This window comes from Micromonospora sp. NPDC047548 (genome assembly GCF_040642975.1).
In the GTDB taxonomy this organism is placed as follows: domain Bacteria; phylum Actinomycetota; class Actinomycetes; order Mycobacteriales; family Micromonosporaceae; genus Micromonospora.
Genome location: NZ_JBEYTI010000008.1, coordinates 179821 through 203797, shown reverse-complemented (window position 1 = coordinate 203797; position 23977 = coordinate 179821). Strand labels below are relative to the sequence as shown.

General features: G+C 72.0%; 24 protein-coding genes. 7 read left to right on the top strand and 17 right to left on the bottom strand.

Going from position 1 to position 23977, the window contains the following annotated elements; all coding sequences use genetic code 11:
* The first annotated feature begins 45 nt into the window (after positions 1-45).
* Positions 46-807 (top strand): SDR family oxidoreductase, encoded by a 762-nt coding sequence (locus ABZ807_RS11895; RefSeq protein WP_357155549.1) that lies wholly within the window; start codon positions 46-48, stop codon positions 805-807.
* Between the two features lie 152 nt (positions 808-959).
* Positions 960-1502, top strand: a complete 543-nt coding sequence (mug, locus tag ABZ807_RS11890) for a G/U mismatch-specific DNA glycosylase (protein ID WP_357155609.1) — start codon at positions 960-962, stop codon at positions 1500-1502.
* Here mug and ABZ807_RS11885 read toward each other — a convergent pair.
* From ABZ807_RS11885 to ABZ807_RS11875, 3 genes are all read right to left on the bottom strand, one after another.
* Positions 1499-3478 (bottom strand): ABC transporter ATP-binding protein, encoded by a 1980-nt coding sequence (locus tag ABZ807_RS11885; protein ID WP_357155607.1) that lies wholly within the window; start codon positions 3476-3478, stop codon positions 1499-1501. The genes mug and ABZ807_RS11885 overlap by 4 nt on opposite strands.
* 113 nt (positions 3479-3591) lie before the next feature.
* The gene (locus ABZ807_RS11880) at positions 3592-4359 is read right to left on the bottom strand and encodes an enoyl-CoA hydratase/isomerase family protein (RefSeq protein WP_357155547.1); all 768 of its coding nucleotides are present in this window, start codon (positions 4357-4359) and stop codon (positions 3592-3594) included.
* A gap of 46 nt (positions 4360-4405) precedes the next feature.
* Positions 4406-4633, bottom strand: a complete 228-nt coding sequence (locus ABZ807_RS11875; protein WP_007462679.1) for a helix-turn-helix domain-containing protein — start codon at positions 4631-4633, stop codon at positions 4406-4408.
* Between the two features lie 273 nt (positions 4634-4906).
* On the opposite strand from ABZ807_RS11875, the gene ABZ807_RS11870 reads away from it, so the two are divergent.
* A complete protein-coding gene (locus tag ABZ807_RS11870) occupies positions 4907-5509 on the top strand; it encodes a cadmium resistance transporter (RefSeq protein WP_357155545.1) in 603 nt (200 codons plus the stop codon).
* A 72-nt stretch (positions 5510-5581) separates the two neighbouring features.
* On the opposite strand, the gene ABZ807_RS11865 is transcribed toward ABZ807_RS11870, so the two are convergent.
* Positions 5582-7186 (bottom strand): ABC-F family ATP-binding cassette domain-containing protein, encoded by a 1605-nt coding sequence (locus ABZ807_RS11865; protein WP_357155543.1) that lies wholly within the window; start codon positions 7184-7186, stop codon positions 5582-5584.
* A 243-nt stretch (positions 7187-7429) separates the two neighbouring features.
* On the opposite strand from ABZ807_RS11865, the gene ABZ807_RS11860 reads away from it, so the two are divergent.
* Entirely contained in the window at positions 7430-7918 is a 489-nt protein-coding gene (locus tag ABZ807_RS11860; RefSeq protein WP_357155605.1) for a neutral zinc metallopeptidase, read from the top strand.
* A 133-nt stretch (positions 7919-8051) separates the two neighbouring features.
* Here the strand turns inward: ABZ807_RS11860 and ABZ807_RS11855 are convergent, their stop codons facing one another.
* From ABZ807_RS11855 to ABZ807_RS11810, 10 genes are all read right to left on the bottom strand, one after another.
* Positions 8052-8705, bottom strand: coding sequence for an acVLRF1 family peptidyl-tRNA hydrolase (locus ABZ807_RS11855; RefSeq protein ID WP_357155541.1), 654 nt, complete (start codon positions 8703-8705; stop codon positions 8052-8054).
* A gap of 247 nt (positions 8706-8952) precedes the next feature.
* Positions 8953-9576, bottom strand: a complete 624-nt coding sequence (locus ABZ807_RS11850) for a LysE family transporter (protein ID WP_357155539.1) — start codon at positions 9574-9576, stop codon at positions 8953-8955.
* Between the two features lie 296 nt (positions 9577-9872).
* Complete coding sequence (locus tag ABZ807_RS11845; protein WP_357155537.1) at positions 9873-10247, bottom strand: metal-sulfur cluster assembly factor; 375 nt, start codon at positions 10245-10247, stop codon at positions 9873-9875.
* Positions 10244-10717, bottom strand: coding sequence for a Fe-S cluster assembly sulfur transfer protein SufU (gene sufU / locus ABZ807_RS11840; RefSeq protein WP_357155535.1), 474 nt, complete (start codon positions 10715-10717; stop codon positions 10244-10246). The genes ABZ807_RS11845 and sufU overlap by 4 nt, the downstream gene beginning before the upstream one ends.
* A complete protein-coding gene (locus ABZ807_RS11835) occupies positions 10717-12021 on the bottom strand; it encodes a cysteine desulfurase (RefSeq protein ID WP_357155533.1) in 1305 nt (434 codons plus the stop codon). Before ABZ807_RS11835 ends, sufU begins: the two co-directional genes overlap by 1 nt.
* Before the next feature lie 20 nt (positions 12022-12041).
* Entirely contained in the window at positions 12042-12815 is a 774-nt protein-coding gene (gene sufC, locus ABZ807_RS11830; RefSeq protein ID WP_357155531.1) for a Fe-S cluster assembly ATPase SufC, read from the bottom strand.
* A complete protein-coding gene (locus ABZ807_RS11825) occupies positions 12815-13159 on the bottom strand; it encodes a non-heme iron oxygenase ferredoxin subunit (protein WP_357155529.1) in 345 nt (114 codons plus the stop codon). The genes sufC and ABZ807_RS11825 overlap by 1 nt, the downstream gene beginning before the upstream one ends.
* Complete coding sequence (gene sufD, locus ABZ807_RS11820; protein WP_357155528.1) at positions 13159-14301, bottom strand: Fe-S cluster assembly protein SufD; 1143 nt, start codon at positions 14299-14301, stop codon at positions 13159-13161. The genes ABZ807_RS11825 and sufD overlap by 1 nt, the downstream gene beginning before the upstream one ends.
* Before the next feature lie 88 nt (positions 14302-14389).
* Positions 14390-15820: a Fe-S cluster assembly protein SufB gene (sufB, locus tag ABZ807_RS11815; RefSeq protein WP_357155526.1), complete on the bottom strand. Its 1431-nt coding sequence runs from the start codon at positions 15818-15820 to the stop codon at positions 14390-14392.
* Positions 15817-16524 (bottom strand): HTH domain-containing protein, encoded by a 708-nt coding sequence (locus tag ABZ807_RS11810; protein ID WP_357155603.1) that lies wholly within the window; start codon positions 16522-16524, stop codon positions 15817-15819. The genes sufB and ABZ807_RS11810 overlap by 4 nt, the downstream gene beginning before the upstream one ends.
* A gap of 194 nt (positions 16525-16718) precedes the next feature.
* Here ABZ807_RS11810 and ABZ807_RS11805 point away from each other — a divergent pair, with 194 nt between their 5' ends.
* The gene (locus ABZ807_RS11805; RefSeq protein ID WP_357155524.1) at positions 16719-17711 is read left to right on the top strand and encodes a COX15/CtaA family protein; all 993 of its coding nucleotides are present in this window, start codon (positions 16719-16721) and stop codon (positions 17709-17711) included.
* A gap of 145 nt (positions 17712-17856) precedes the next feature.
* On the opposite strand, the gene ABZ807_RS11800 is transcribed toward ABZ807_RS11805, so the two are convergent.
* From ABZ807_RS11800 to ABZ807_RS11790, 3 genes are all read right to left on the bottom strand, one after another.
* Positions 17857-18780, bottom strand: a complete 924-nt coding sequence (locus ABZ807_RS11800; protein ID WP_357155521.1) for a hypothetical protein — start codon at positions 18778-18780, stop codon at positions 17857-17859.
* A 6-nt stretch (positions 18781-18786) separates the two neighbouring features.
* Complete coding sequence (locus ABZ807_RS11795) at positions 18787-19119, bottom strand: hypothetical protein (protein ID WP_357155520.1); 333 nt, start codon at positions 19117-19119, stop codon at positions 18787-18789.
* Between the two features lie 252 nt (positions 19120-19371).
* Entirely contained in the window at positions 19372-20325 is a 954-nt protein-coding gene (locus tag ABZ807_RS11790) for a heme o synthase (RefSeq protein ID WP_357155518.1), read from the bottom strand.
* A gap of 263 nt (positions 20326-20588) precedes the next feature.
* Between ABZ807_RS11790 and tkt the strand changes: the two genes are divergently transcribed.
* Together tkt and tal are read left to right on the top strand one after the other, a co-directional pair.
* Positions 20589-22727: a transketolase gene (gene tkt / locus ABZ807_RS11785; protein WP_357155516.1), complete on the top strand. Its 2139-nt coding sequence runs from the start codon at positions 20589-20591 to the stop codon at positions 22725-22727.
* A gap of 16 nt (positions 22728-22743) precedes the next feature.
* A complete protein-coding gene (gene tal / locus ABZ807_RS11780; RefSeq protein ID WP_357155514.1) occupies positions 22744-23916 on the top strand; it encodes a transaldolase in 1173 nt (390 codons plus the stop codon).
* Positions 23917-23977 lie beyond the last annotated feature (61 nt).

The window sequence follows — 23977 nt, the reverse complement described above, 5'->3', positions numbered from 1 at the left end:
CCCACCCGGGTGCGTCGGGTACGCCCGTACGGCAGGATCTCAAGCATGGATCTCGGACTCACCGACCGGGTGTACGTACTGACCGGCGCCTCCCGGGGCCTGGGCTTCGCCACCGCCGAGTGCCTGGTGGCCGACGGCGCGCGGGTGGTCGTCTCGTCCCGCGCCCCGGAACTGGTCGCCGCGGCCGTCGAGCGGCTCGGCGGTCCGCGGCACGCCATCGGGCTCACCGCCGACCTGGCCGACCCCGACACCCCGCAGCGGCTGGTGGTGGCGGCGCGGGAGCATTTCGGCCGGCTGGACGGCGCGCTGGTCTCGGTCGGCGGTCCGCCTCGCGGCACCGCCGCCCAGGTGACCGACGAGCAGTGGCGGCAGTCCTTCGAGACGGTGTTCCTCGGCAGCGTCCGCACCGCCCGTGAGGTGGCCGGCGCGCTCACCGACGGCGGCGCGATCGGGCTGGTCCTGTCCACCTCGGCCCGTGGCCCGGTGCCCGGCCTCGGCATCTCCAACGGGCTGCGTCCCGGCCTGGCCGGGGTGGCCAAGGACATGGCCGACGAGTACGGCCCGCGCGGCGTGCGGGTGCTCGGCCTGCTGCCCGGACGGGTCATGACCGACCGCAACCGGGAACTCCTCGCCGCCACCGGGGACGCCGAGACGGCCCGGGCCGAGGCGGAGGCCAACATCCCGCTGCGCCGGTTCGGTGATCCGGCGGAGTTCGGCCGGGTGGCCGCGTTCCTGCTCTCCCCCGCCGCGAGCTACCTGACCGGGGCCACCGTGCCGGTCGACGGCGGCGCGCTGCGCGGCCTGTGAGCCCGGCACGCCGCACGCCCGACGCCCCGAACCCGACCGGCGGCGGGTCGGACCAGACGGGCAGCGTCCCGGACCCGACCGGCAGCCCCTCGGACCCGACCGGCGGCGGATCGCGCGCCCGGGTACGGCGAGCCGGCACCGCCGGCCGTGACGTGCGGCCGACGAAGGCGGAGCTGGCCGCTGCGGCGGACCGGACCCTCCCGGACCTGATCGCCCCCGGGCTGGACGTGCTCTTCGTCGGCATCAACCCGGGGCTCTGGTCGGCGGCCACCGGCTGGCACTTCGCCCGGCCGGGCAACCGCTTCTGGCCGGCGCTGCACCGGGGCGGCTTCACCCCGCACCAGCTGCATCCGAGCGAGCAGGACCAGCTCCCCGGCCTCGGCCTGGGCATCACCAACATGGTGGCCCGGGCCAGCGCCCGCGCCGACGAGCTGACCGCGGCGGAGCTGGTGGCCGGGGCGGAGATCCTGACCGGCAAGGTCGCCGAGCACCGGCCGGCCTGGGTGGCGGTGGTCGGGGTGACCGCGTACCGGATCGGGTTCGCCCGGCCGAAGGCCGGTTTCGGCCCGCAGCCGGAGACGCTGGCCGGGGCCCGGCTCTGGGTGCTGCCCAACCCGAGCGGCCTGAACGCGCACTTCACCCCGCAGACGCTCGGGGCGGCCTTCGGCGAGCTGCGGGCGGCCGTCGCCGGCTAGTTGGCCGCAGCCGGGGGCAGCGCCTCCTGGGCGACGTACGTGCCCAGCGGCACCGTGGTGATCACCGTCTCGGGCTCCGCCGGCGCGTACGGCGTCGGCGAGTCGGCGACGGCGAACTGGGTGCGGTACAGCTCGGCGTAGAGCCCGCCGACCGCGACCAACTCGTCGTGCCGGCCCCGCTCCACGATCCGGCCGTCGTCGAGGACCAGGATCTGGTCGGCGTCGCGCACCGTGGAGAGCCGGTGCGCGATCACCAGCGCGGTACGGCCGGTCAGCGCCACCGCCAGCGCCCGCTGCACGGCGGCCTCGCTCTCCGAGTCGAGGTGGGCGGTGGCCTCGTCGAGGATCACGATCGACGGCGCCTTGAGCAGCAGCCGGGCGATGGCGATGCGCTGCTTCTCGCCGCCGGAGAAGCGGTAGCCCCGCTCGCCGACCATCGTCTCCAGCCCGTCGGGCAGGGCGCGGACCAGGTCGGCGACCTGCGCGCCCGCCAACGCCGCCCAGATCTCGTCGTCGGTGGCGTCGGGCTTGGCGTAGCGCAGGTTCTCGGCGATCGTCTCGTGGAACAGGTGCGAGTCCTGGGTGACCACGCCGATCTCGTCGCGCAGCGAGGCGAGGGTGGCGTCGCGGACGTCCACGCCGCCGACGCGTACCTCGCCGTCGGTGACGTCGTAGATCCGGGAGATCAGCATGGACAGCGTCGACTTGCCGGCCCCGGAGGGGCCGACCAGGGCCACCATCTGGCCCGGCTCGACGGTGAACGACACGCCCTTGAGCACCGGCTCGTTGACCGTACGGTCGAGGGTGGCGACCTCCTCCAGCGAGGCCAGCGACACCTCGGCGGCGGCCGGGTAGCGGAACCGGACCTCACGGAACTCGACCCGCCCGTTGCCGCGGGGCACCGACACCGCGTCCGGCTTCTCCTCGATGCCCGGGCGCAGGTCGAGCACCTCGAAGACCCGGTCGAAGGAGACCAGCGCGCTCATCACGTCCACCCGGACGTTGGACAGCGCGGTCAGCGGGCCGTAGAGGCGGGTGAGCAGCAGCGCGAGGGTGACCACCGTGCCGGCGCTGACCCCGCCGGTGACCGCGAGCCAGCCGCCGAGCCCGTAGGTCAGCGCCTGGGCCAGCGACGCGACCAGCAGCATCGCCACGAAGAATGTCCGCGAGTACATGGCCGACTGGATGCCGATGTCGCGGACCCGCTCGGCCCGGCCGGCGAAGCGGCGGGCCTCGACCTCGGGCGAGCCGAAGAGCTTGACCAGCAGCGCCCCGGCCACCCCGAACCGCTCGGTCATCGTCGCGTTCATCTTGGCGTCGAGGTTGTACGACTCCCGGGTGATCTCGGCCAGCCGCCGCCCGACCCGCCGGGCCGGGATGATGAAGATCGGCAACAGGACCAGCGAGAGCGTGGTGATCTGCCAGGAGAGGGTGAACATCACCCCGGCGGTCAGCACCAGCTGGATGACGTTGCTGACCACGCCGGAGAGGGTCGAGGTGAACGCCCGCTGGGCGCCCATCACGTCGTTGTTGAGCCGGCTGACCAACGCGCCCGTCTGGGTACGGGTGAAGAACTGCAACGGCATCCGCTGCACGTGGTCGTAGACCCGGGTGCGCAGGTCGAGGATGATCCCCTCGCCGATGCGGGCCGAGTACCACCGCTGGGCGAGGGAGAAGAGCGCGTCGGCGACCGCCAGCACGGCGATCACCAGCGCCAGGCGGACCACGGTCGCCCCGGCCTCGGCGCCACCCCGGGTGATGGCGTTGATGACCTTACCGGCGAGCACCGGGGTGGCCACCCCGATGATCGCGGCGATCACCACGGTGATCAGGAAGACCACGATGTCCCGCCGGTAAGGCCCCGCGAAGGCGACGATCCGCCGGGCGGTGCCCTGCTTGAGCCGGTGCGCGGAGACCTCGTCGCGGCTGCGCATCGACCGGAGCATGCTCCACCCGGCCATGCCCCCGCCAGACATCGGGTTGGACATCGGTCACCTCCGGGCTCCAAGCAGCGCGCACCGTCGGGTTCGATTCTCCCGCCGACTACGACAACCTCAGTAGTGACCCGGATCTTCCCGAACGGTCCTTACTATTCTCCCCGTCCGGCGAGGTCGCGCAGCCGGCGGGTCTGTGCCTCCCGCTCGGCGCGCTGTTGGTCGGCGTGCGAACGGCCGGCCGCACCGGCGAGCAACGCCTTGATCTCCACCACCGCGTCGCGGTTGTTGGCCAGCAGCCCGGCGGTGAGGTCCCGCACCGCGCTGTCCAGGTCGGCGGTGGGCACGACGAGTGTGGCCAGCCCGATCCGATCGGCCTCGGCGGCGTCCATCCGCCGGCCGGTCGCGCAGATCTCCAGCGCCCGCGAGTAGCCGACCAGCTCGACGAGGCGCTTCGTCCCGGCGAGGTCGGGCACCAGGCCCAGGGTCACCTCGGCCATGGAGAGCTTGGCGTCCTCGGCGAGCACCCGCAGGTCGCAGGCGAGTGCCAGCTGGAAGCCGGCGCCGATCGCGTGCCCCTGCACGGCCGCGACGGAGATCACGTCAGGGCGGTGCAGCCAGCTGAAGCCGGCCTGGAACTCCGCGATCCGGTCCGCGCACTCCTGCTCGGGCAGCGTCGCCAGCTCGGCGAAAGAGCCCGGCCCGGACGCCCCGGCCACCGACAGGTCGAGCCCGGCGGAAAACGACCGCCCCTCGCCGCGCACCACAACGACGCGCACGTCGCCGGGAAGATCCCGGGAGAAGTCGCTCATCGCGCGCCACATCGCCGGGGTCTGCGCGTTGAGCACGTCGGGCCGGCACAACGTCACCGTCGCGACCGGCCCGTCGCAGTCGAGTCGTACCCCGGTCGTCTCGGCGGTCACCGGACGGCCCGGAACGCGACGCTGATGGACGACGCTGGTGGGCGGGTCACGCCTTCTTGCGCCGCCGGGCGCCGCCGCGCTGCCGCAGCTGCACCCCGGACTCGGTGAGCACCCGGTGGATGAACCCGTAGGAACGTCCGGTCGAGGCCGCGAGCGCGCGGATACTCTCACCCGAGGTGTACCGCTTTACCAGGTCCTTGGCGAGCGTCTGGCGCTCGGCTCCGACGATCCGGCGACCCTTCTCAGTGCTGGTGGCTGTGCCAGTGGCTGCCATGCTGATTCCTCACGTCCCAGACTGTGCGGTTCGGATACGGTCCCACCTATTAGACCGCCTCGAACGATCATGCGCCAGATATCAACTCTTCGCCAACCGACACGCTATGCAATGTCAGCTTCCCGATAGAGTGATCCTTCCGACCGGGCGACAGGGCACCATCCGGGGGGGGCCGATCCGCGCCGACGGTCACGGGCCGCCCGGGCGGGGCACCCCGGTCCGGCGCACCCGCCGCCGGTCCCGGCCCGTCCAGCGGGCCGTACCCTGCCTGGCGTGACCGACCCGCTCGCCGCCGCCGCCGGCGCTGCCCTCGTGTTCACGGCGACCAATCTGGACGACATCGTCGTGCTCACCGTGCTCTTCGTGGCCGCGCGGGGCAGCGGCCGGCCCCGCGCCTGGCACATCGTCGCCGGGCAGTACCTGGGCATCGGCGCGCTGGTCGCGACGGCCGTGCTGGTCGCGGCGGGGCTGCTCGTGGTGCCCGACCCGTGGACCGGTCTGCTCGGCCTGCTGCCGATCGCGCTCGGCGCGCGAGCCCTGCTGGCGCGCACCGACGACGAGGCGCCACCGGCGGTGGTCGACAGCCTGCTCGGGGTGGCCGGGGTGACCGTCGCCAACGGCGCGGACAACATCGCGGTCTACGTGCCGGTGTTCCGCTCGCTGGAGCCGGCGGCCGGGCTGGTCTGGCTGCTGGTCTTCGCCACGCTGGTGGCCGTGTGGTGCGCGACGGCGGCCCTGCTGGGCGGCCATCCCCGGGTGGTCCGGCTGGTCGGCCGCGCCGGCCACTGGCTGGTCCCGACCATCTTCATCGGCATCGGCCTGGTCATCCTGGTCACCTCCGGGGTCCTGACCCGCCTGGCCGGCCTGGCCACCTGAACCCTCCCGACGCCCGCGGCCGCCGCGCCGCCGTGACCGCGCCCGCCGCGCCCGCGCGCCGGGCGCGGTCGGTCAGGCCAGCTCGACCAGTTCGAGCAGGTCGTCGCTCCAGGCGTCCTCGTCGCCGTCGGGCAGCAGGATGGCCCGGTCCGGCTTGAGCGCGAGCACCGCGCCAGGGTCGTGGGTGACCAGCACGATGGCGCCCGGGTAGCGAGCGATCGCGTCGAGCACCTGCTCCCGGCTGACCGGGTCGAGGTTGTTCGTCGGCTCGTCGAGCAGCAGCACGTTGGCACCGGAGCAGACCAGGGTGGCCAGGGCCAGCCGGGTCTTCTCCCCGCCGGAGAGCACCCCGGCCGGCTTGTCCACGTCCTCGCCGGAGAAGAGGAACGCGCCGAGGATCTTGCGCAGGTCGGTGTCGGACTGCTCGATCGCGGCGGCACGCATGTTCTCCAGCACCGTCCGCTGCACGTCCAGGGTCTCGTGTTCCTGGGCGTAGTAGCCCAGCCGCAGCCCGTGCCCGGCGTGCACCTCGCCGGTGTCCGACGTGAGCAGGCCGCCGAGCATCCGCAGCAGGGTGGTCTTGCCGGCGCCGTTGAGGCCGAGGATGGCGACCCGGGAGCCACGGTCCACCGCGACGTTGACGTCAGTGAAGATCTCCAACGACCCGTACGACTTCGACAGGCCGGTGGCGGTCAGCGGGGTCTTGCCGCACGGCGCCGGGGTCGGGAAGCGCACCTTGGCCACCTTGTCGGCGACCCGGACCTCCTCCAGCCCCGAGATCAGCTTCTCGGCGCGGCGGGCCATGTTCTGCGCGGCGACGGTCTTGGTGGCCTTGGCCCGCATCTTGTCGGCCTGGGCCATCAGCGCGCCGGCCTTCTTCTCGGCGTTGGCCCGCTCGCGGCGGCGGCGCCGCTCGTCGGTCTCCCGCGCCTCCAGGTACGCCTTCCAGCCCAGGTTGTAGACGTCCACCACCGAGCGGGTGGCGTCGAGGAACCAGACCTTGTTGACCACCGACTCCAGCAGCGCGCCGTCGTGGGAGATGACGATCAGGCCGCCCTTGTGGTTGGCGAGGAAGCTGCGCAGCCAGGTGATCGAGTCGGCGTCGAGGTGGTTGGTGGGCTCGTCGAGCAGCAGGATGCCGCCGCCGTTCTCGCCGGCGTCGCGGAACAGGATCCGGGCCAGCTCGATACGGCGGCGCTGGCCGCCGGAGAGGGTGCCGATGGTCTGGGCGAGCGCCCGGTCGGGCAGCCCGAGGTTGGCGCAGATCCGGGCCGCCTCGGCCTCGGCGGCGTACCCGCCCAGGGAGGCGAACTGGTCCTCCAGCGCGCCGTAGCGGCGGACCAGCTTGTCGTCGGCGCTGTCGGCGAGTTTGGCCTCGATCTCCTTCATCTGGGCCATGAGCACGTCCAGCCCGCGGGCGGAGAGCACCCGGTCCCGCCCGGTGACCTCCAGGTCGCCGGTACGCGGGTCCTGCGGCAGGTAACCGATGGCGCTGCGCCGGTCGATCTGCCCGGCGTACGGCTGTCCCTCCCCGGCCAGCACCTTCAGCGTGGTGGTCTTGCCGGCGCCGTTGCGGCCCACCAGGCCGATCCGGTCACCCGGCTGCACCCGCAGGGTGGTGTCGGACAGCAGGATCCGGGCGCCGGCGCGCAACTCCAGGCCGGTGGCAGTGATCATTTCCGGTACTCGCTCTCGGGGTCTGGAAGGGCTGACTCAGGGCACGCGAAACGGCCGGCGGGCCCGATGGACCGTCGGCGCGGGGCGGTTCAGCCTTCGCAGAGCAGCACGAAGCAAGTGTACCGGGCCGCCTGCGGGGCTCCGCCCGGATTGCCAGGCAAGATCATCGGGTACCGGAACGCAGTCCGGACCCGGTCCGGTACCGCAACCACCAAACGTGATGAATCGGTGATCGGGGTCAACATGGAGCTGAACGAGAACGCGCAGATCGACACCAGCCAGGTGGACGATCGGCGAGGGTCCGGCGGAGGCAGCGGGATGGGCATCCCCATCCCGATCGGCGGCGGTCGCGGAGGGATCGTCGGCATCATCATCGCCGTGCTGGTGACGCTGGTCGGTGGGGGCTTCGGCCTGAACGCGATGAACGGTGGCGGCGGATCGGAGCAGGGCGACAACACGTCGCTGCAGCAGAAGTGCTCGGCCGACGACGCGCTCCAGCAGCTGGACTGCCGCAACACCGCCTACGTCAACTCGATCCAGGCGTACTGGCGCACCGCCCTGCCCGAGAAGTTCGGCGAGCAGTACCAGCCCGCCATCTCCAAGCGGGCCGGCCGGCCGGTGAACCCGGACGAGTTCACCCACGGCACCTCTGCCCAGCGCCAGCAGTGGTTCACCAAGGGCTATTCCAGCGGCGACCCGAAAGCCTGCGACACCTTCGGCGGCAAGCTCTGACATCACCTCGGGATCGGCACCCGAGCGAGATCGCCCTCGATCCTGGATGTAGTGGCCTCGGCATCACGGTGAGGCCACTACATCCAGGATTCAGCACGATCTTGAGCACGGCGGCGCGAGGTGCGTGGCCGGGTCAGTCGCGGTCGGGGTCGCGGACCAGGACGTGCACCGCCCGGGCCGCAGTGACCGCGTTGACCAGCACCGCGTGCCGGGGCTCTGGCACGTCGAGCAGCCGGTCGGCGCGCAGGGCCGCCAGCGGGGCCAGCCGGCGGTCCGCCAGCACGGTGTCCACCGCCCGGCGGTCGCCCCCGCAGACCAGAGCGGCCAGGGTCGCCGCCGCCGGCAGCAGCAGCCGCACGGCCAACTCGACCGCGTCGCCCAGGGCCGCCTTCGCCTGGTTGTCCCGCCGCCGGGCGAACCGCTGCTGCGACCAGCCACCCGCGGCGGTGCGCCCCTGCACATAGCGGGTGTCCACCTTGGAGACCGCCAGCTCCTCCCCCACAGCGACGCCGACCGCCACCGCACCCTTGCGGGCGAGCAGCAGGCCGATCCGGCGCGGCGCGGCGGCCGACGCCACGAAGCCGGGTACGTCCGCGCGGGGCGGCACCCCGGGCGGGGTGTGCAGCTCGGCCGTGGCGCCGTCCGGGGCGGCGAGCAGCAGACCGTACCCCTGGACGGTGGTGGTGGGCGGGCCGTGCCGGTCGGCGAAGCCCTCGACCCAGCGGGCGACGCGGGTCGGGTCGACCTCGACCCACCGGCCGCCCCCGGCTGCGGGTCGGCTGGTCACCGCTCGACCGTACGGCACCGGGAATCGCCACGGCACGGGGGGAAAGGAAACGCGGAGGACACCGCCATCGGCGTCCTCCCGCGCTACCGGTCGGTCCGTGCACGGTGAAGTTGCCACCCGTCAGCGTGACCTCGGCGGTCCCGTTCCCCGTCCAGCCGGACGAGAAGAGCAGGCCGCCGCACCGACCACACTGGGGTGGCGAGCGTCGGAGGTGGACGGGCGGGCGTGGCCGGGCCGCAGCGCCCGGTCAGCGGCCCAGCAGCATGACGACGGCGAGCGCCGCGATGATCGTGCTGGACGCCAGCGCGGTGAGCAGCCGGCCCCGGGGACCGGTGAGGGCCCGACCGACCAGGGTGCCACCGCCGGCAATGAGCAACTGCCAACTGGCCGAGGCGAGGAAGGCGCCGAGCACGAAGAGCACGGCGGCCAGGATGTCCGGTCCGGCCGCGTCTCCCCGGCCGAGGACGAGTGCCGCGAAGTAGACCACGGTGGCCGGGTTGAGCAGTGTCAGGGCCAGGATCCCGGCGAACGCCCGGGCCGGGGTGTCCAGACCGCGGCCGGCGACGCCCGCGCCGGTCCGCGGGCGCGCCCGCAGCGCCCGCCACCCGCCGTGCGCGGCAAGTGCGAACAGCACCGCGGCGCCCACCAGCCGCAACGGCCCGGCGAACGGGGCGATCAGGCCGGCGACCGCCGCGCCGCCGAGTGCCGCCAGGGCGGCGTAGAGGCCGTCGGCGGTGGCGACCCCGAGTGCCGCGGCCGCGCCGACCCGGAACGAGGTACGGGCGCTGAGGCCCATGATCAGCACGGCGATCGCGCCGACCGGCACGGCGACGCCGTAGCCGGCCACCAGGCCCGCGAGGAACGCCGTCACGACGGTGGGCGGAACATCGAGGCGCGGCCGGGATCGGTCCGCTGTCGACGCACGGCGGTGGCCGCGCGGACAGGAACCTGCCGGGAGTACGCCTCGATCACGCGCTCATCCTGCGCCCGAGGATCCGGCCACGCCAGCGAATTACCGCATGATCCACTCCGGTTGCGGCATGTCGCGGTGCCCGTCGGCTCGGACACCGCGACATGCCGCATCTCGGTGTGGACCAGGCGGCGCGGAGACGAAACGGGCGCGGCACCCACCAGGGGTGCCGCGTCCGATTGCGGTCGGAGAACCGGTCAGACGTTGAAGCCGAGGGAGCGGAGCTGGTCCCGACCCTCGTCGGTGATCTTGTCCGGACCCCACGGCGGCAGCCAGACCCAGTTGATCCGGATGTCGTTGACCAGACCGCCGCCGGGGCCGGTGGTCAGCGCCTGCCGGGCCTGGTCCTCGATCACGTCGGTGAGCGGGCAGGCTGCCGAGGTCAGCGTCATGTCCAGCGTCGCGACGTTCTCGTCGTCGACGTGCACGCCGTAGACCAGGCCGAGGTCGACCACGTTGATGCCCAGCTCCGGGTCGACGACGTCCTTCATCGCCTCCTCGACGTCTGCGACAGCGGCCTTGCCGCCGCCGGCCGCCGGCGTCGCCGCGGTGGCGGTGTCCTCGCTACTCATGCCTTCACCTCCGTCGGGCTCACGCCCATGCCGGCGCGTGCCGCGGCGTCCTTGAACGCCATCCACGGCAACAGCGCGCACTTGACCCGGGCGGGGTAGCGCGCGACACCCGCGAACGCCACCCCGTCACCGAGCACGTCCTCGTCCGGCGTGACCTGGCCACGACCGGCCATCAACTCGACGAACGCCTCGTGCACGGCGAACGCCTCACCCGCACCCCGACCGCGCAGCAGCTCGTGCAGCACGCTCGCCGACGCCTGGCTGATCGAACAGCCCATCCCGTCGTACGAGATGTCGCCGAGCGTCTCGCCGTCGGTGGCCACCCGGACGGTGATCTCGTCACCGCAGGTCGGGTTGACGTGGTGCGCCTCGGCGACCCGGGCGTCCGGGCCGGCGTCGCGCAGGCCACGCCCGTGCGGGTGCTTGTAGTGGTCCAGGATGATCTCCTGGTAGAGCTGGTCGAGCTGCATCAGTCGAACACCTTCCGCACCTGCTCGAGCCCCGCCACCAGGGCGTCGATCTCCTCCGTGGTGGTGTACAGGTAGAACGACGCCCGCGTCATGGCCGGTACGCCGAACCGGGTGCACACCGGCTTCGCGCAGTGGTGCCCCACCCGCACCTGCACGCCGAGCGAGTCGAGGACCTGCCCCACGTCGTGCGGGTGGACGTCACCGAGCGCGAACGAGATCGTGCCGCCCCGGCCGACCGGCACCTTCGGTCCGAAAACGCGCAGCCCCGGCACGGTGGCGAGGGCGTCCAGCGCGTACGCCGTCAGCTCCTTCTCGTGCCACTGGATCGCGCGCATCCCGATCCCGCTGAGGTAGTCCACGGCCGCGCCCAGCGCGACCGCCTCGGCGATCGGCGGGGTGCCGGCCTCGAACCGGGCCGGTGGCGCGGCGAACGTCGACCGCGCCATGCTGACCGTCTCGATCATCGAGCCGCCGCCGAGCACCGGGGGCATCGCGGCGAGCAGCTCGCCCCGGCCCCAGAGCACACCGATGCCGGTCGGGCCGCACATCTTGTGCCCGGTGAAGACGATGAAGTCGGCGTCGTAGTCGACCACGTCCATCGGCAGGTGCGGCACCGACTGCGAGCAGTCGAGCAGCAGCAGCGCCCCGACCTGGCGGACCCGCTCGGTGATCCGCGCGGTGGCGTTGACGGTGCCGAGGATGTTGGAGACGTGCACCAGCGAGACGATCTTCGTCCGCTCGGTGACGAGGTCCTCCAGCCCCGACTCGTCCAGCCGGCCGTTGTCGGTGACCGGGAACCAGCGCAGGGTCGCGCCGGTCCGCTCGGCCAGCAGCTGCCAGGGGACGATGTTCGAGTGGTGCTCCATCTCGGAGATCACGATCTCGTCGCCCGGGCCCAGCCGGAACCGCGGGTCGGCGTCGGGCCGCAGCGAGGCGTTGGAGAACGCGTACGCCACGATGTTGATCGCCTCGGTGGAGTTCTTGGTGAACACCACCTCGTCCACGCTCGGCGCGTTGATGAACGCGGCGATCTTCGCCCGCGCCCCCTCGTACGCCTCGGTCGCCTCGGTGCCCAGGGTGTGCACCGAGCGCGACACGTTGGCGTTGTGCATCGCGTAGTGCTCGGCGAGCACGTCGAGCACCTGCCGCGGCTTGTGCGAGGTGTTGGCGCTGTCGAGATAGACCAGCCGGTGTCCGTTGACCTCCCGGTCGAGGATCGGGAAGTCGGCGCGCACCGTGGCCACGTCGAAACGCGGCACGTCGTCGTACTGCGGCATCCCGGACGGGATCGCGATGGTGGTCATCTCAGCTGGCCCCTGTCGTGTCAGGCCCGCGCCGAACCGGCCCCGGCGACGTACCGCTCGTAACCGGATTCCTCGAGCTTGTCGGCCAGCTCCGGGCCGCCCTGCTCGACGATCCGGCCGGCGACGAAGACGTGCACGAAGTCGGGCTTGATGTAGCGCAGGATGCGGGTGTAGTGGGTGATCAGCAGCAGGCCGGTGTCGCCGGTGTCGCGGACCCGGTTGACGCCCTCGCTGACCACGCGCAGGGCGTCCACGTCGAGGCCGGAGTCGGTCTCGTCGAGGATGGCCATCTTCGGCTTGAGCAGCTCCAGCTGCACGATCTCGTGCCGCTTCTTCTCACCGCCGGAGAAGCCCTCGTTGACGTTGCGCTGGGCGAACGCCGGGTCCATCTGGAGGCGCTCCATGGCGCCGCGCAGCTCGCCGCCCCAGGTGCGCAGCTTCGGCGCCGTGCCGTCGATGGCGGTCTTCGCGGTGCGCAGGAAGTTGGCCACCGAGACGCCGGGGACCTCCACCGGGTACTGCATGGCCAGGAAGAGGCCGGCGCGGGCCCGCTCGTCGACGGACATGGCCAGCACGTCGGAGCCGTCGAGGGTCACCGAGCCGCCGGTGATCTCGTACTTGGGGTGGCCGGCGATCGAGTAGGCCAGGGTGGACTTGCCGGAACCGTTCGGCCCCATGATCGCGTGCGTCTCACCCGAGCGGACGGTCAGGTCGACACCGGCCAGGATCGGCTTGAGCTCACCCTCGGGCAGCTTGACCGACACCTTCAGGTCGCGGATCTCCAGGGTGCTCATTATCGGGTCACTCCATTGCTCGGCGTCGGGCGGCCGTCGTCGCCCACGGGAAGATAGATGTCGCCGTCGCGGACTTCGACGGGATAGACGGGGACGGGTTCGGTGGCGGGCAGCCCGGTGGGCGCGCCCGTCCGCAGGTCGAAACGGGATCCGTGCAGCCAGCATTCCAGCGTGCACCCCTCGACCTCACCCTCGGAGAGGGCGACCGAGGCGTGCGAGCACTCGTCGTACACGGCGTAGAACTGGTCGTCCTCGCCGTGCACGATGGCGATCTGCGTACCGTCCACGTCGGCGCTGATCGCGGTGCCCTTCGGCACGTCCTCGGTCGAGCAGATCTTGATCATCAGGCGCCGGCCTTGGCCAGCCGGGCCTCGATCGCGTCGCCGAGCCGCTCGCGCAGCTCCTCGACCGGGATCTTGTTGATCAGCTCGGCGAAGAAGCCGCGCACCACCAGGCGGCGGGCCTCGCCCTCCGGGATGCCCCGGGCCATCAGGTAGAACAGCTGCTCGTCGTCGAAGCGGCCGGTCGCGCTCGCGTGGCCGGCACCGGCGATCTCGCCGGTCTCGATCTCCAGGTTGGGTACGGAGTCCGCCCGCGCGCCGTCGGAGAGCAGCAGGTTCCGGTTGATCTCGTACGTGTCGGTGCCGGTCGCCTCGGCGCGGATCAGCACGTCGCCCACCCAGACGGTGTGCGCGTCGTCGCCCTGCAGGGCGCCCCGGTAGCCGACGTAGCTGCGGCAGTCCGGCACGTTGTGGTCGACCAGCTGCCGGTGCTCCAGGTGCTGGCCGCCGTCGGCGAAGTAGACGCCGTACAGCTCGGCCTCGCCGCCCCGGCCGGTGTACTCCACCGAGGTGTACTGCCGGACCAGGTCGCCGCCGAGGCTGACCTGGATGTGCGTCACCTTGGCGTCGCGGCCCAGCCTGACCTTGAGGTGCTGGGCCTGCACCGCGTCGGCGGCCCAGTCGGCGACGGTGACCAGGGTCAGCTTCGCGCCGTCGGCCACCGACACCTCGACGTTGTCGGCCAGGGTGGCCGGGCCGACGTGCTCCAGCACCAGGGTGACCTCGGCGAACCGGCCCACGTCGACGAAGGTGTGCCCGAAGGCCAGCCCCTCGACGCCGTCGCCGACCACCCGCAGGGTCACCGGCGCGCCGACCACGGCGTCCCGGGCGACCTCCACCAGCAGCGCGTCCCCCGCGCCGCCGTACGCCAGCGCGCTGACCCGGTCGACCGGGGTGAGCACGCTGCCCACCCGCGGGTCGTCCGCGCCGATCCGCCCGACGGTGACGCCCTCGGGCAGGTCACCGTACTCGTGCCGGACCGTGGCGGTGGCGGCCTGCGCCCCGCCGACCAGCCCGCGCAGCCGCTTGAGCGGGGTGAAGCGCCAGTCCTCCTCCAGGCCGGTGAGGGCCGGGAAGTCGGCGACGTCGTACGAGCGGAGCGCCTGCGTCTTGGTGCTGGGCGGCGCGGAAGCCTGGGTAGTCATCTCTTCCTTGGTCTGTTCTACGACGACGGTGTCAGTGAAACCGGAGGGCGGGCCGGGGATGCCGGCCTGCCCCGTGCAGCGGGCGGCGTCAGCCGACCGCGCCCTCCATCTGGAGCTCGATCAGGCGGTTGAGCTCCAGGGCGTACTCCATCGGGAGCTCCTTGGCGATCGGCTCGATGAAGCCGCGCACGATCATCGCCATCGCCTCGTCCTCGCTCAGACCGCGGCTCATCAGGTAGAAGAGCTGGTCATCGCTGATCTTGGAGACGGTCGCCTCGTGCCCCATCGCCACGTCGTCCTCGCGGATGTCGACGTACGGGTAGGTGTCCGAGCGGGAGATCGTGTCGACCAGCAGCGCGTCGCACTTGACCGTGCTCCGGCTGTGGTGCGAGCCCTCCAGCACCTGGACCAGGCCCCGGTACGAGGTGCGGCCGCCGCCCCGGGCGATCGACTTGGACACGATGGTGGAGGAGGTGTGCGGCGCGGCGTGCACCATCTTGGCGCCGGCGTCCTGGTGCTGACCCTCGCCGGCCATGGCCACCGAGAGCACCTCGCCCTTGGCGTGCTCGCCGGTCATGTAGACCGCCGGGTACTTCATGGTCACCTTGGAACCGATGTTGCCGTCGACCCACTCCATGGTCGCGCCCTCGTGGCAGACGGCACGCTTGGTGACCAGGTTGTAGACGTTGTTCGACCAATTCTGGATGGTCGTGTAACGGCACCGGGCGTTCTTCTTGACGATGATCTCCACCACCGCGCTGTGCAGCGAGTCGGAGGAGTACAGCGGCGCGGTGCAGCCCTCGACGTAGTGCACGTACGCGCCCTCGTCGACGATGATCAGCGTCCGCTCGAACTGGCCCATGTTCTCCGTGTTGATCCGGAAGTAGGCCTGCAGCGGGATCTCCACGTGCACGCCCTTCGGCACGTAGATGAACGAGCCACCGGACCACACGGAGGTGTTCAGCGCGGCGAACTTGTTGTCGCCGACCGGGATGACCGTGCCGAAGTACTCCTTGAAGACGTCCTCGTGCTCGCGCAGCGCGGTGTCGGTGTCCAGGAAGACGACACCCTGCTCCTCGAGGTCCTCACGGATCTTGTGGTAGACCACCTCGGACTCGTACTGCGCCGCGACACCGGCGACCAGGCGCTGCTTCTCCGCCTCCGGGATGCCCAGCCGGTCGTAGGTGTTCTTGATGTCCTCCGGCAGCTCCTCCCAGCTGGTGGCCTGCTTCTCGGTGGACCGGACGAAGTACTTGATGTTGTCGAAGTCGATCCCGGTGAGGTCGGCGCCCCAGGCCGGCATCGGCTTGCGGCCGAACAGCCGCAGGCCCTTCAGGCGCAGGTCGAGCATCCAGGCCGGCTCGTTCTTCTTCGCCGAGATGTCCCGCACCACCGCCTCGTTGAGACCGCGCTGGGCAGCCGCCCCGGCGACGTCGGGGTCGGCCCAGCCGTACTCGTACCGACCGAGGGCGGCGAGCTGCTCTTCCTGGGTCAGGGGCTGGACGATCTGCTCGGTCATCTATCTGTCCTCACAGTGGTGACGGTTCTACCGGACTGGGCACGCGGCTGGGCCGGGATGTGCGTGGTGCACACCCCGTCGCCGTGCGCGATGGTGGCCAGGCGCTGCACGTGGCTGCCGACCAGACGGGAGATCACCGCGGTCTCGGCCTCGCACAGCTGGGGGAACTCGGCGGCCACGTGCGCCACCGGGCAGTGATGCTGACAGAGCTGGCCGCCGGAGGCGATCGTGGACGCGTTGGCAGCGTAACCCTCGGCGGTGAGGGCCCCCGCGAGCGCCTCCGCCCGCGCGAGCGGGTCGTCCCCGGCGTCCTCCATGGCGGCCCGGCAGCGGGCCTCCAGCGTGACGACCTGATCGGCGGCGAACGCCTCGACCGCCGCCGATCCGCCGTTGTGGGCGATCCAACGCAGCGCGGCGGTGGCCATGTTGTCGTAGTGGTGCGTACCGCAGCGGACCCGGGCCGCCTCGGTCAGCAGGAAGACCTTCGCCGGGCGACCGCGCCCGCGGCTGCCGCGCACGGCCTGCTCGCGGGCGACCACGTCACCGTCGGCGAGCATCGCGTCGAGGTGCCGGCGGATCGCGGCCGGGCTGAGCCCCAGCGCCGAGCCGAGCTGGGCGGCGGTGGTCGCCCCCCGCTCCAGCAGCAGCTGGGTGACCCGGTCCCGGGTGGAGAGCTCGGTGGACGCGGCCTGCGACAACTCCAGCTCGGCGTGTCTGACGCCGCGCCGCGACCTGGAGCCGTCGCCGGCGACCGGGGCGGTCGCCGACAGGTGCTCGGGGAGCGCCGCCGCGTTTTTCACAACGACAACGTTACGTAATTCGCCGGAGGGCCGCAAACCGGGGTCCCGGTGATCCCCGACACCGGGGTGGCGGAGTCACCCGATCGGGCTCCACTACGGTGCGTAGGATTCGCTCCGTGAAGCGATCCGTCCGGTTCCCGGTCTCCACCGCTCTGCTGCGCCGCCTCGCGTACGCCTCGATCGTGGCGAACGTGGGCATCGTCGTGACCGGAGGGGCCGTCCGGCTCACCGCCTCCGGGCTCGGCTGCCCGACCTGGCCCCGGTGCACCGACGAGTCGTACCACGCCACGGCCGAGATGGGCGTGCACGGGGTGATCGAGTTCGGCAACCGGCTGCTCACCTTCGCCGTCGGCATCATCGCGCTGGCCATCGTGCTGGCGGTGCTGGCGTACCGGCCGCGCCGCAAGGGGCTGCTGGGGCTGTCGGTGGCCGTGTTCCTCGGCATCCCCGCGCAGGCGGTGGTCGGCGGGATCACCGTGCTGACCAACCTGAACCCGTGGGTCGTCGGGCTGCACTTCCTCGCCTCGATGGCGGTCATCGCGGCCGCGTACGCGCTGTGGCGGCGGATCAAGGACCCGGACGGCCCGGCGGTGGCCGTGGTGCCCGGCGCGCTGCGCACCCTGGCGGCGCTCACCACCGCGGTCAGCGTCGCGGTGCTGGTGGTGGGCACGTGGGTGACCGGCAGCGGCCCGCACGCCGGCGACCAGGGCGCGGCCCGCAACGGCCTGGACCCGGAGTCGATCTCCCAGTTGCATGCCGACGCGGTGTTCCTGCTGATCGGGCTCTCGGTCGCGTTGATCTTCGCGTTCCGGGCGGTCGGCGCCGCCGGTCCGGCCCGGGCGGCCGTGGTACTGGTCGCGGTGGAGCTCGGCCAGGGCCTGATCGGCTTCGTGCAGTACTTCACGCACCTGCCGGTGATCCTGGTCGGCGCGCACATGCTCGGCTCCTGCCTGGTGCTGCTGGCCACCCTCGCGGTCCTCTGGTCGACCCGCGAACGCCGCCCGACGGCTCCCGCCCCGGCCGCCACCCCCGCCGAGGCTCCCGCCCCGGCCGCCACCCCCGCCGAGGAACCGGTCCCCGCCGTCGCCTGATCGCGCGCCTGCGGCAGCGGCGCCGGCTGACGCGCGCCTGCGGCAGCGGCGCCGGCTGACGCGGAAGGACGAGAGCGCGGGTGCGTCCGTCGTCGTGGGGACGACGGGCGCACCCGCGCTTCGGGTTCAGCAGGTACCCAGCGCGTCAGGGGTGGCGGCGGGCCAGGTGGGTGAGGACGGCGTCGGCGAGGCGGTCGGCAGCCCCGTCGGCGTATCCGAGGAAGAGCGACGGCTCGGTCAGCTCCAGCTCCACCAGGACGGGTGTGCCGTCCGGTCCGGGGATCAGGTCCACCCGGGCGTAGAGCAGGCGCTGCGAACCGCCCGGCACCGCCGCCAGGACCCGCTCCGCGACGGCCAGTTGCTCCGGGCCAGCGATGCGGGCGCTGATCTCCTCGGGCTTGTAGAGCCCCTCCACCCCGAGATCCGGGCCGTCGAGCATCGCGCCCTTGCGGATCGCGTGGCTGAACGCCAGCCCCTGCGGGCCGGCCAGGAACAGCAGCGCCGTCTCACCGGCCGTGTCCACGGCGCTGAGGTACGGCTGCACCATGGTCAGCCGGCCCGCCTCCGAGAGCCGCCGCACGTGGGCGGCGGCCAGTTCGCGGTGCTCCGGGTCGGCCAGGTCGTAGCGGCCGGTGTCCTGGCTGCCGGCGCTGACCGCCGGCTTGATGACGTACTCCCCGGCGTCGGCGGGTGGTCGCCAGGACTCCCCTGGCGCGACCCACGAGGTCGGCACGACCGGTACGCCGGCCGCCGACAACTCGCCCAGGTAGCGCTTGTCGGTGTTCCAGTGGACCACCTCGGCGGGGTTGACCAGGGCCGGCACGGTCTGCGCCCAGGCGACGAACTCGTCGCGGCGCAGCGCGTAGTCCCAGGGCGACCGGAGCACGACCAGGTCGTACCCGACCCAGTCGACGGCCGGGTCGTCCCAGACGGCCACCTCGGCGGTGACACCGCGGGCGGCGAGCGGGGCGAGCACGAGCTGGTCGTCCGGGTCGAGTTCGGCGAGCCGGTCGCAGGTGACGAGAGCGACCCGGGTTGCCCCCCGGGTCGACTGGTGGTGGCTGGTCAATTTATCTCAACGGGCCATCGTGCGCCGGGCCATCGACCGCCAGAGGTCGTTGCTCGGACGCATCTGGTCCATCAGTTCACGCTCCCAGGCGTTCTCGACGGTGACTCCCGCCTTGGCGCACGCCTGCCGCGCGACGACGGTGTCGTCCGCGAACTGGTCGGCCCACGCCCCGTCCTCGCCGACGAGGACGATCCGTGCGCCACGCTTGCCGACGTACTCGATGACCGCCTTCGCGCCACCGTGACCGGCGGCGAACGACTTGATGCCGGAGACCAGCCCGTTGGGGGCCTGCTCGGCGGTCTGTTCAACCGTCAGCGTCGTATCGGAACCATCTGCCATGACGCGAAGCCTAAGCAGACATGAACCCGTAGGTGCGAGAAGCATGAACAATTTGTGATGCCAATTACCTACGGGCTTAAGGAAGACCACAGGTGATTCGCCCGGGCTTATCCGATATGAGAGGCCAAATCGGGCGGCCGGGATCGCCCCGATGAGTCCGAGTTGAGGCGATGGGACCCAGACCGAAAACCGACTCCGGAAATTTATGGTCGTGACGGCCGGAACGGGCCACGGGGCCTGCTCCGGCGGCCGTCAGACCAGCGCGTCGAGGGCGACCGCGACGAAGAGGATGGTGAGGTAGGTCGTCGACCAGTGGAACAGCCGCATCGGCTTGACGGCCTCACCCCGGGCCGTCCGGCGACAGAGCCGGTGCGCCTCGACCAGGAAGATCCCGCCCACCACCAGGGTCGGCACGCCGTAGATCGCGCTCATCCCCATCGGCCACAGCGCCAGCGAGACCAGCACGGTGATCCAGGCGAAGACCAGGATCTCGGCGTTGACCCGGCGGGTCGAGGCCACCACCGGCAGCATCGGGATGCCGGCCCGGGCGTAGTCGTCCTTGTATTTCATCGCCAGCGGGTAGAAGTGCGGCATCTGCCAGAAGAAGACCACCCCGAAGAGCACCCACGCCTGCGGCGCCAGCGAGCCGGTCACCGCCGCCCAGCCGATCAGCACCGGGGCGGCCCCGCAGGCCCCGCCCCAGAAGGTGTTCGTCGCCGTGGTGCGCTTGAGCCAGAGGGTGTAGACGACGTCGTAGTAGACGATCGCCGCCAGGGTCAGCCCGGCCGCCAGCAGGTTGGTGAGGGCCGCCATCAGGGCGACCGACACCGCCGCCAGCACCAGCCCGAAGACGAGCGCGCTGCGCGGCGAGACGGTGTGCGCCGGCAGCGGGCGCCGCTTCGTGCGCCGCATCACCTGGTCGATGTCCCGGTCGATGTAGCAGTTGAGCACGCTGGCCGCGCCGGCCGCGAGCGAGCCGCCGACCAGCACCACGGCCACCAACCAGAGCGACGGCAGGCCGCCGTCGGCGAGCATCATCGCCGGCACGGTGGTGACCAGCAGCAGCTCGACGATGCGGGGCTTGGTCAGTGCGACGTACGCCGCGACGACCGCCCGGATGTCGCGGCGGGCCGGCTCCTCGACCACCGTGCGCACCGGCGGCTGCCCGGCAGAGTTGCTGACGGGGCGCTCGGTGATCATGCTCACGGATTGCCACCTTCCGGCATCGGCAGGGGGATCAGGTCGGCGGGACCCGGGGAGGGTCCACACACCGACCCCAAGACTACGCGTCGTCGTTTTCGCTGCCCGGGCGACCCGACAACGGTGCGGGCCGTCACACCACCGAGCTGAACGACCCATCCGGTCCGACCGTACGCAACAGGGTGCAGTGATCCCCGGGCGGACGTTTAGGGCCGCTCGATAGGGTCATCGGTGAGGGTTCCGCCCATCTGCCGAGGAGCACAACCATCGTGGCTGCCAACCGACCCGAGCACCCCGCACTCAACTGGACCGACCTCGACCGCCGGGCCGTCGACACCGTACGCGTGCTGGCCATGGACGCCGTGGAGAAATCCGGCAACGGCCACCCGGGGACCGCGATGAGCCTCGCGCCCGCGGCGTACCTGCTCTTCAACCGGGTGATGCGGCACAACCCGGCCGACCCCAACTGGCCCGGCCGCGACCGGTTCGTCCTCTCCGCCGGGCACTCCAGCCTGACCCTCTACATCCAGCTCTTCCTCTCCGGCTACCCGCTCAGCCTGGAGGACCTGAAGTCGCTGCGGCAGTGGGGCTCGCTCACCCCGGGCCACCCGGAGCACGGGCACACCCCGGGCGTGGAGACCACCACCGGCCCGCTCGGCCAGGGCCTGGGCAACGCGGTCGGCATGGCGATGGCCGCCCGCCGCGAGCGTGGCCTCTTCGACCCGGAGAGCGAGCCGGGCGGCTCGGTCTTCGACCACGACATCTGGTGCATCGCCTCTGACGGTGACATCGAGGAGGGCATCAGCCACGAGGCCAGCGCCCTGGCCGGGCACCAGCAGCTGGGCAACCTCACGGTGATCTACGACGACAACGAGATCTCGATCGAGGACGACACCCGGATCGCCAAGAGCGAGGACGTCGCGGCCCGCTACGAGGCGTACGGCTGGCACGTGCAGACCGTCGACTGGCGCACCGGCGACGCCGACCAGGGTGACTACCACGAGGACGTGGAGGCGCTCCACCAGGCGCTGCTGGCCGCCAGGGCGGAGACCGGCCGCCCCTCCTTCATCGCGCTGCGCACCATCATCGGCTGGCCCGCGCCCAACAAGAAGAACACCGGCAAGATCCACGGCTCGGCGCTCGGCGGCGAGGAGGTGGCCGCCACCAAGCAGCTGCTCGGCTTCGACCCGGCGCAGAGCTTCGAGGTCGACGAGGAGGTGCTCGACCACGCCCGCCAGGTGATGAGCCGCGGCGACGCCGCCCAGCGGGAGTGGACGACCGCGTTCGACGCCTGGGGGAAGGCCAACCCGGAGCGCCGGGCGCTCTGGGAGCGGATGGCCGGCCGGGTGCTGCCGCAGGGCTGGGCCGACGCCCTGCCGACCTTCCCCGCCGACGCCAAGGGCGTGGCCACCCGGGCCGCCTCCGGCAAGGTCCTGGAAGCGCTCGCCCCGGTGCTGCCGGAGCTCTGGGGCGGCTCGGCCGACCTGGCGGAGAGCAACAACACCACCATGAAGGGCGAGCCGTCGTTCATCCCGGCCACCCACGCCACCAAGGACTTCCCGGGCCACGAGTACGGCCGCACCCTGCACTTCGGCATCCGTGAGCACGCCATGGGCGCGATCCTCAACGGCATCGCGCTGCACGGCGGCACCCGCCCGTACGGCGGCACCTTCCTGGTGTTCAGCGACTACATGCGCCCCTCCGTGCGGCTGGCCGCGCTGATGAAGCTGCCGGTGGTCTACGTCTGGACGCACGACTCGATCGGCCTGGGCGAGGACGGCCCGACCCACCAGCCGGTGGAGCACCTGACCGCGCTGCGGGCCATCCCGGGCCTGGACGTGGTCCGCCCGGCGGACGCCAACGAAACCACCTGGGCCTGGCGGCAGGCGCTGGAGCACACCGACCGGCCGACCGCGCTGGCGCTGAGCCGTCAGCCGCTGCCGACCCTGGACCGGGAGACGCTCGGTGGCGCCGAGGGCGCGGCCAGGGGCGGCTACGTGCTGGCCGAGGCGTCCACCGGCAAGCCGCAGGTGATCATCGTCGGCACCGGCTCCGAGGTGCAGCTCTGCCTCACCGCCCGGGAGCGGCTGGAGGCCGACGGCACCCCGACCCGGGTGGTGTCGATGCCCTGCCAGGAGTGGTTCTTCGCGCAGGACGAGGCGTACCGGGAGTCGGTGCTGCCGCGTGGGGTAAAGGCACGGGTGAGCGTGGAGGCGGGCATCGCCATGTCCTGGCGCGCGATCGTCGGCGACTGCGGCGAGAGCGTCAGCCTGGAGCACTACGGGGCGAGCGCCCCGCACACCATGCTCTTCGAGCAGTTCGGGTTCACCCCCGACCGGATCGTGGCCGCCGCGCACGCGGCGCTGACCCGGGTGGGCGACATCACCGGTTCTACGACCGGCAACTGAGGGGAGCGTGGACGGCATGACGGACAGGCTGGGTGAGCTGAGCGCCGCGGGTGTGGCGATCTGGCTCGACGATCTATCGAGGGTTCGGCTGAGCTCCGGCGGGCTGGACCAGCTGCGCCGGGAGAAGCACATGGCCGGGGTGACCAGCAACCCGACCATCTTCGCCAAGGCGCTCAGCGACGCCGACGAGTACAACTGGCAGCTGACGGACCTGGCCACCCGTGGGGTGGAGGTCGAGGAGGCCGCCCGCATGCTCACCACGTACGACGTACGGTGGGCCTGCGACGTGATGCGCCCGTCGTACGACAAGAGCGCGGGCGTGGACGGCCGGGTCTCCCTCGAGGTGGACCCGCGGCTGGCCCACGAGACGGCGAAGACCGTCGCCGAGGCCAAGGCGCTGTGGTGGCTGGTGGACCGGCCGAACCTGTTCATCAAGATCCCCGCCACCGAGGCGGGGCTGCCCGCGATCACCGCCACTCTCGCCGAGGGGATCAGCGTCAACGTCACGCTCATCTTCGGCCTGGACCGCTACTCCGCGGTGATGGAGGCGTTCCTCGCCGGCCTGGAGCAGGCGAAGGCGAACGGGCACGATCTCAGCAAGATGGGATCGGTGGCGTCGTTCTTCGTCTCCCGGGTCGACACCGAGGTCGACAAGCGATTGGATCGGATGGCCGGCCAGGCTTCCGACGCCGCAGGCAAAGAACGCGCGCTGGGACTGAAAGGGCGGGCCGCCATCGTCAACGCCCGGCTGGCGTACGAGCGCTACTGCGAGGTCTTCTCCTCCGGCCGGTGGCAGGCCCTGGCCGACGCGGGCGCCCACCCGCAGCGGCCGCTCTGGGCGTCCACCTCCACGAAGAACCCGGACTACCGGGACGTCATGTACGTCGAGGAGCTGATCGCCCCCGGCACGGTCAACACCATGCCGGAGTCGGTCATCCACGCCTACGCCGACCACGGCGAGACCCACCCCGACACCATCACCGGCAGGTACGACGAGGCTCGCAAGGTCTTCGACGACCTGGCGGCGGTCGGCGTCGACATGTCCGACGTGATCGCCACCCTGGAGCGGGAGGGCGTGGAGAAGTTCGAGGCCAGCTGGCTGGAGCTGCTCGACGGCGTACGCAAGTCGCTCACCGCCGCCGCGCAGGGCGCCGGCTCCCCGAACCGTGCCGCCAAGGGCAACGCGTGACGAAGAGCGTCGGACGCGTCGCGGGGCCCCGCCCCGCGGCGCTCCACGCCGTCGCCGACCA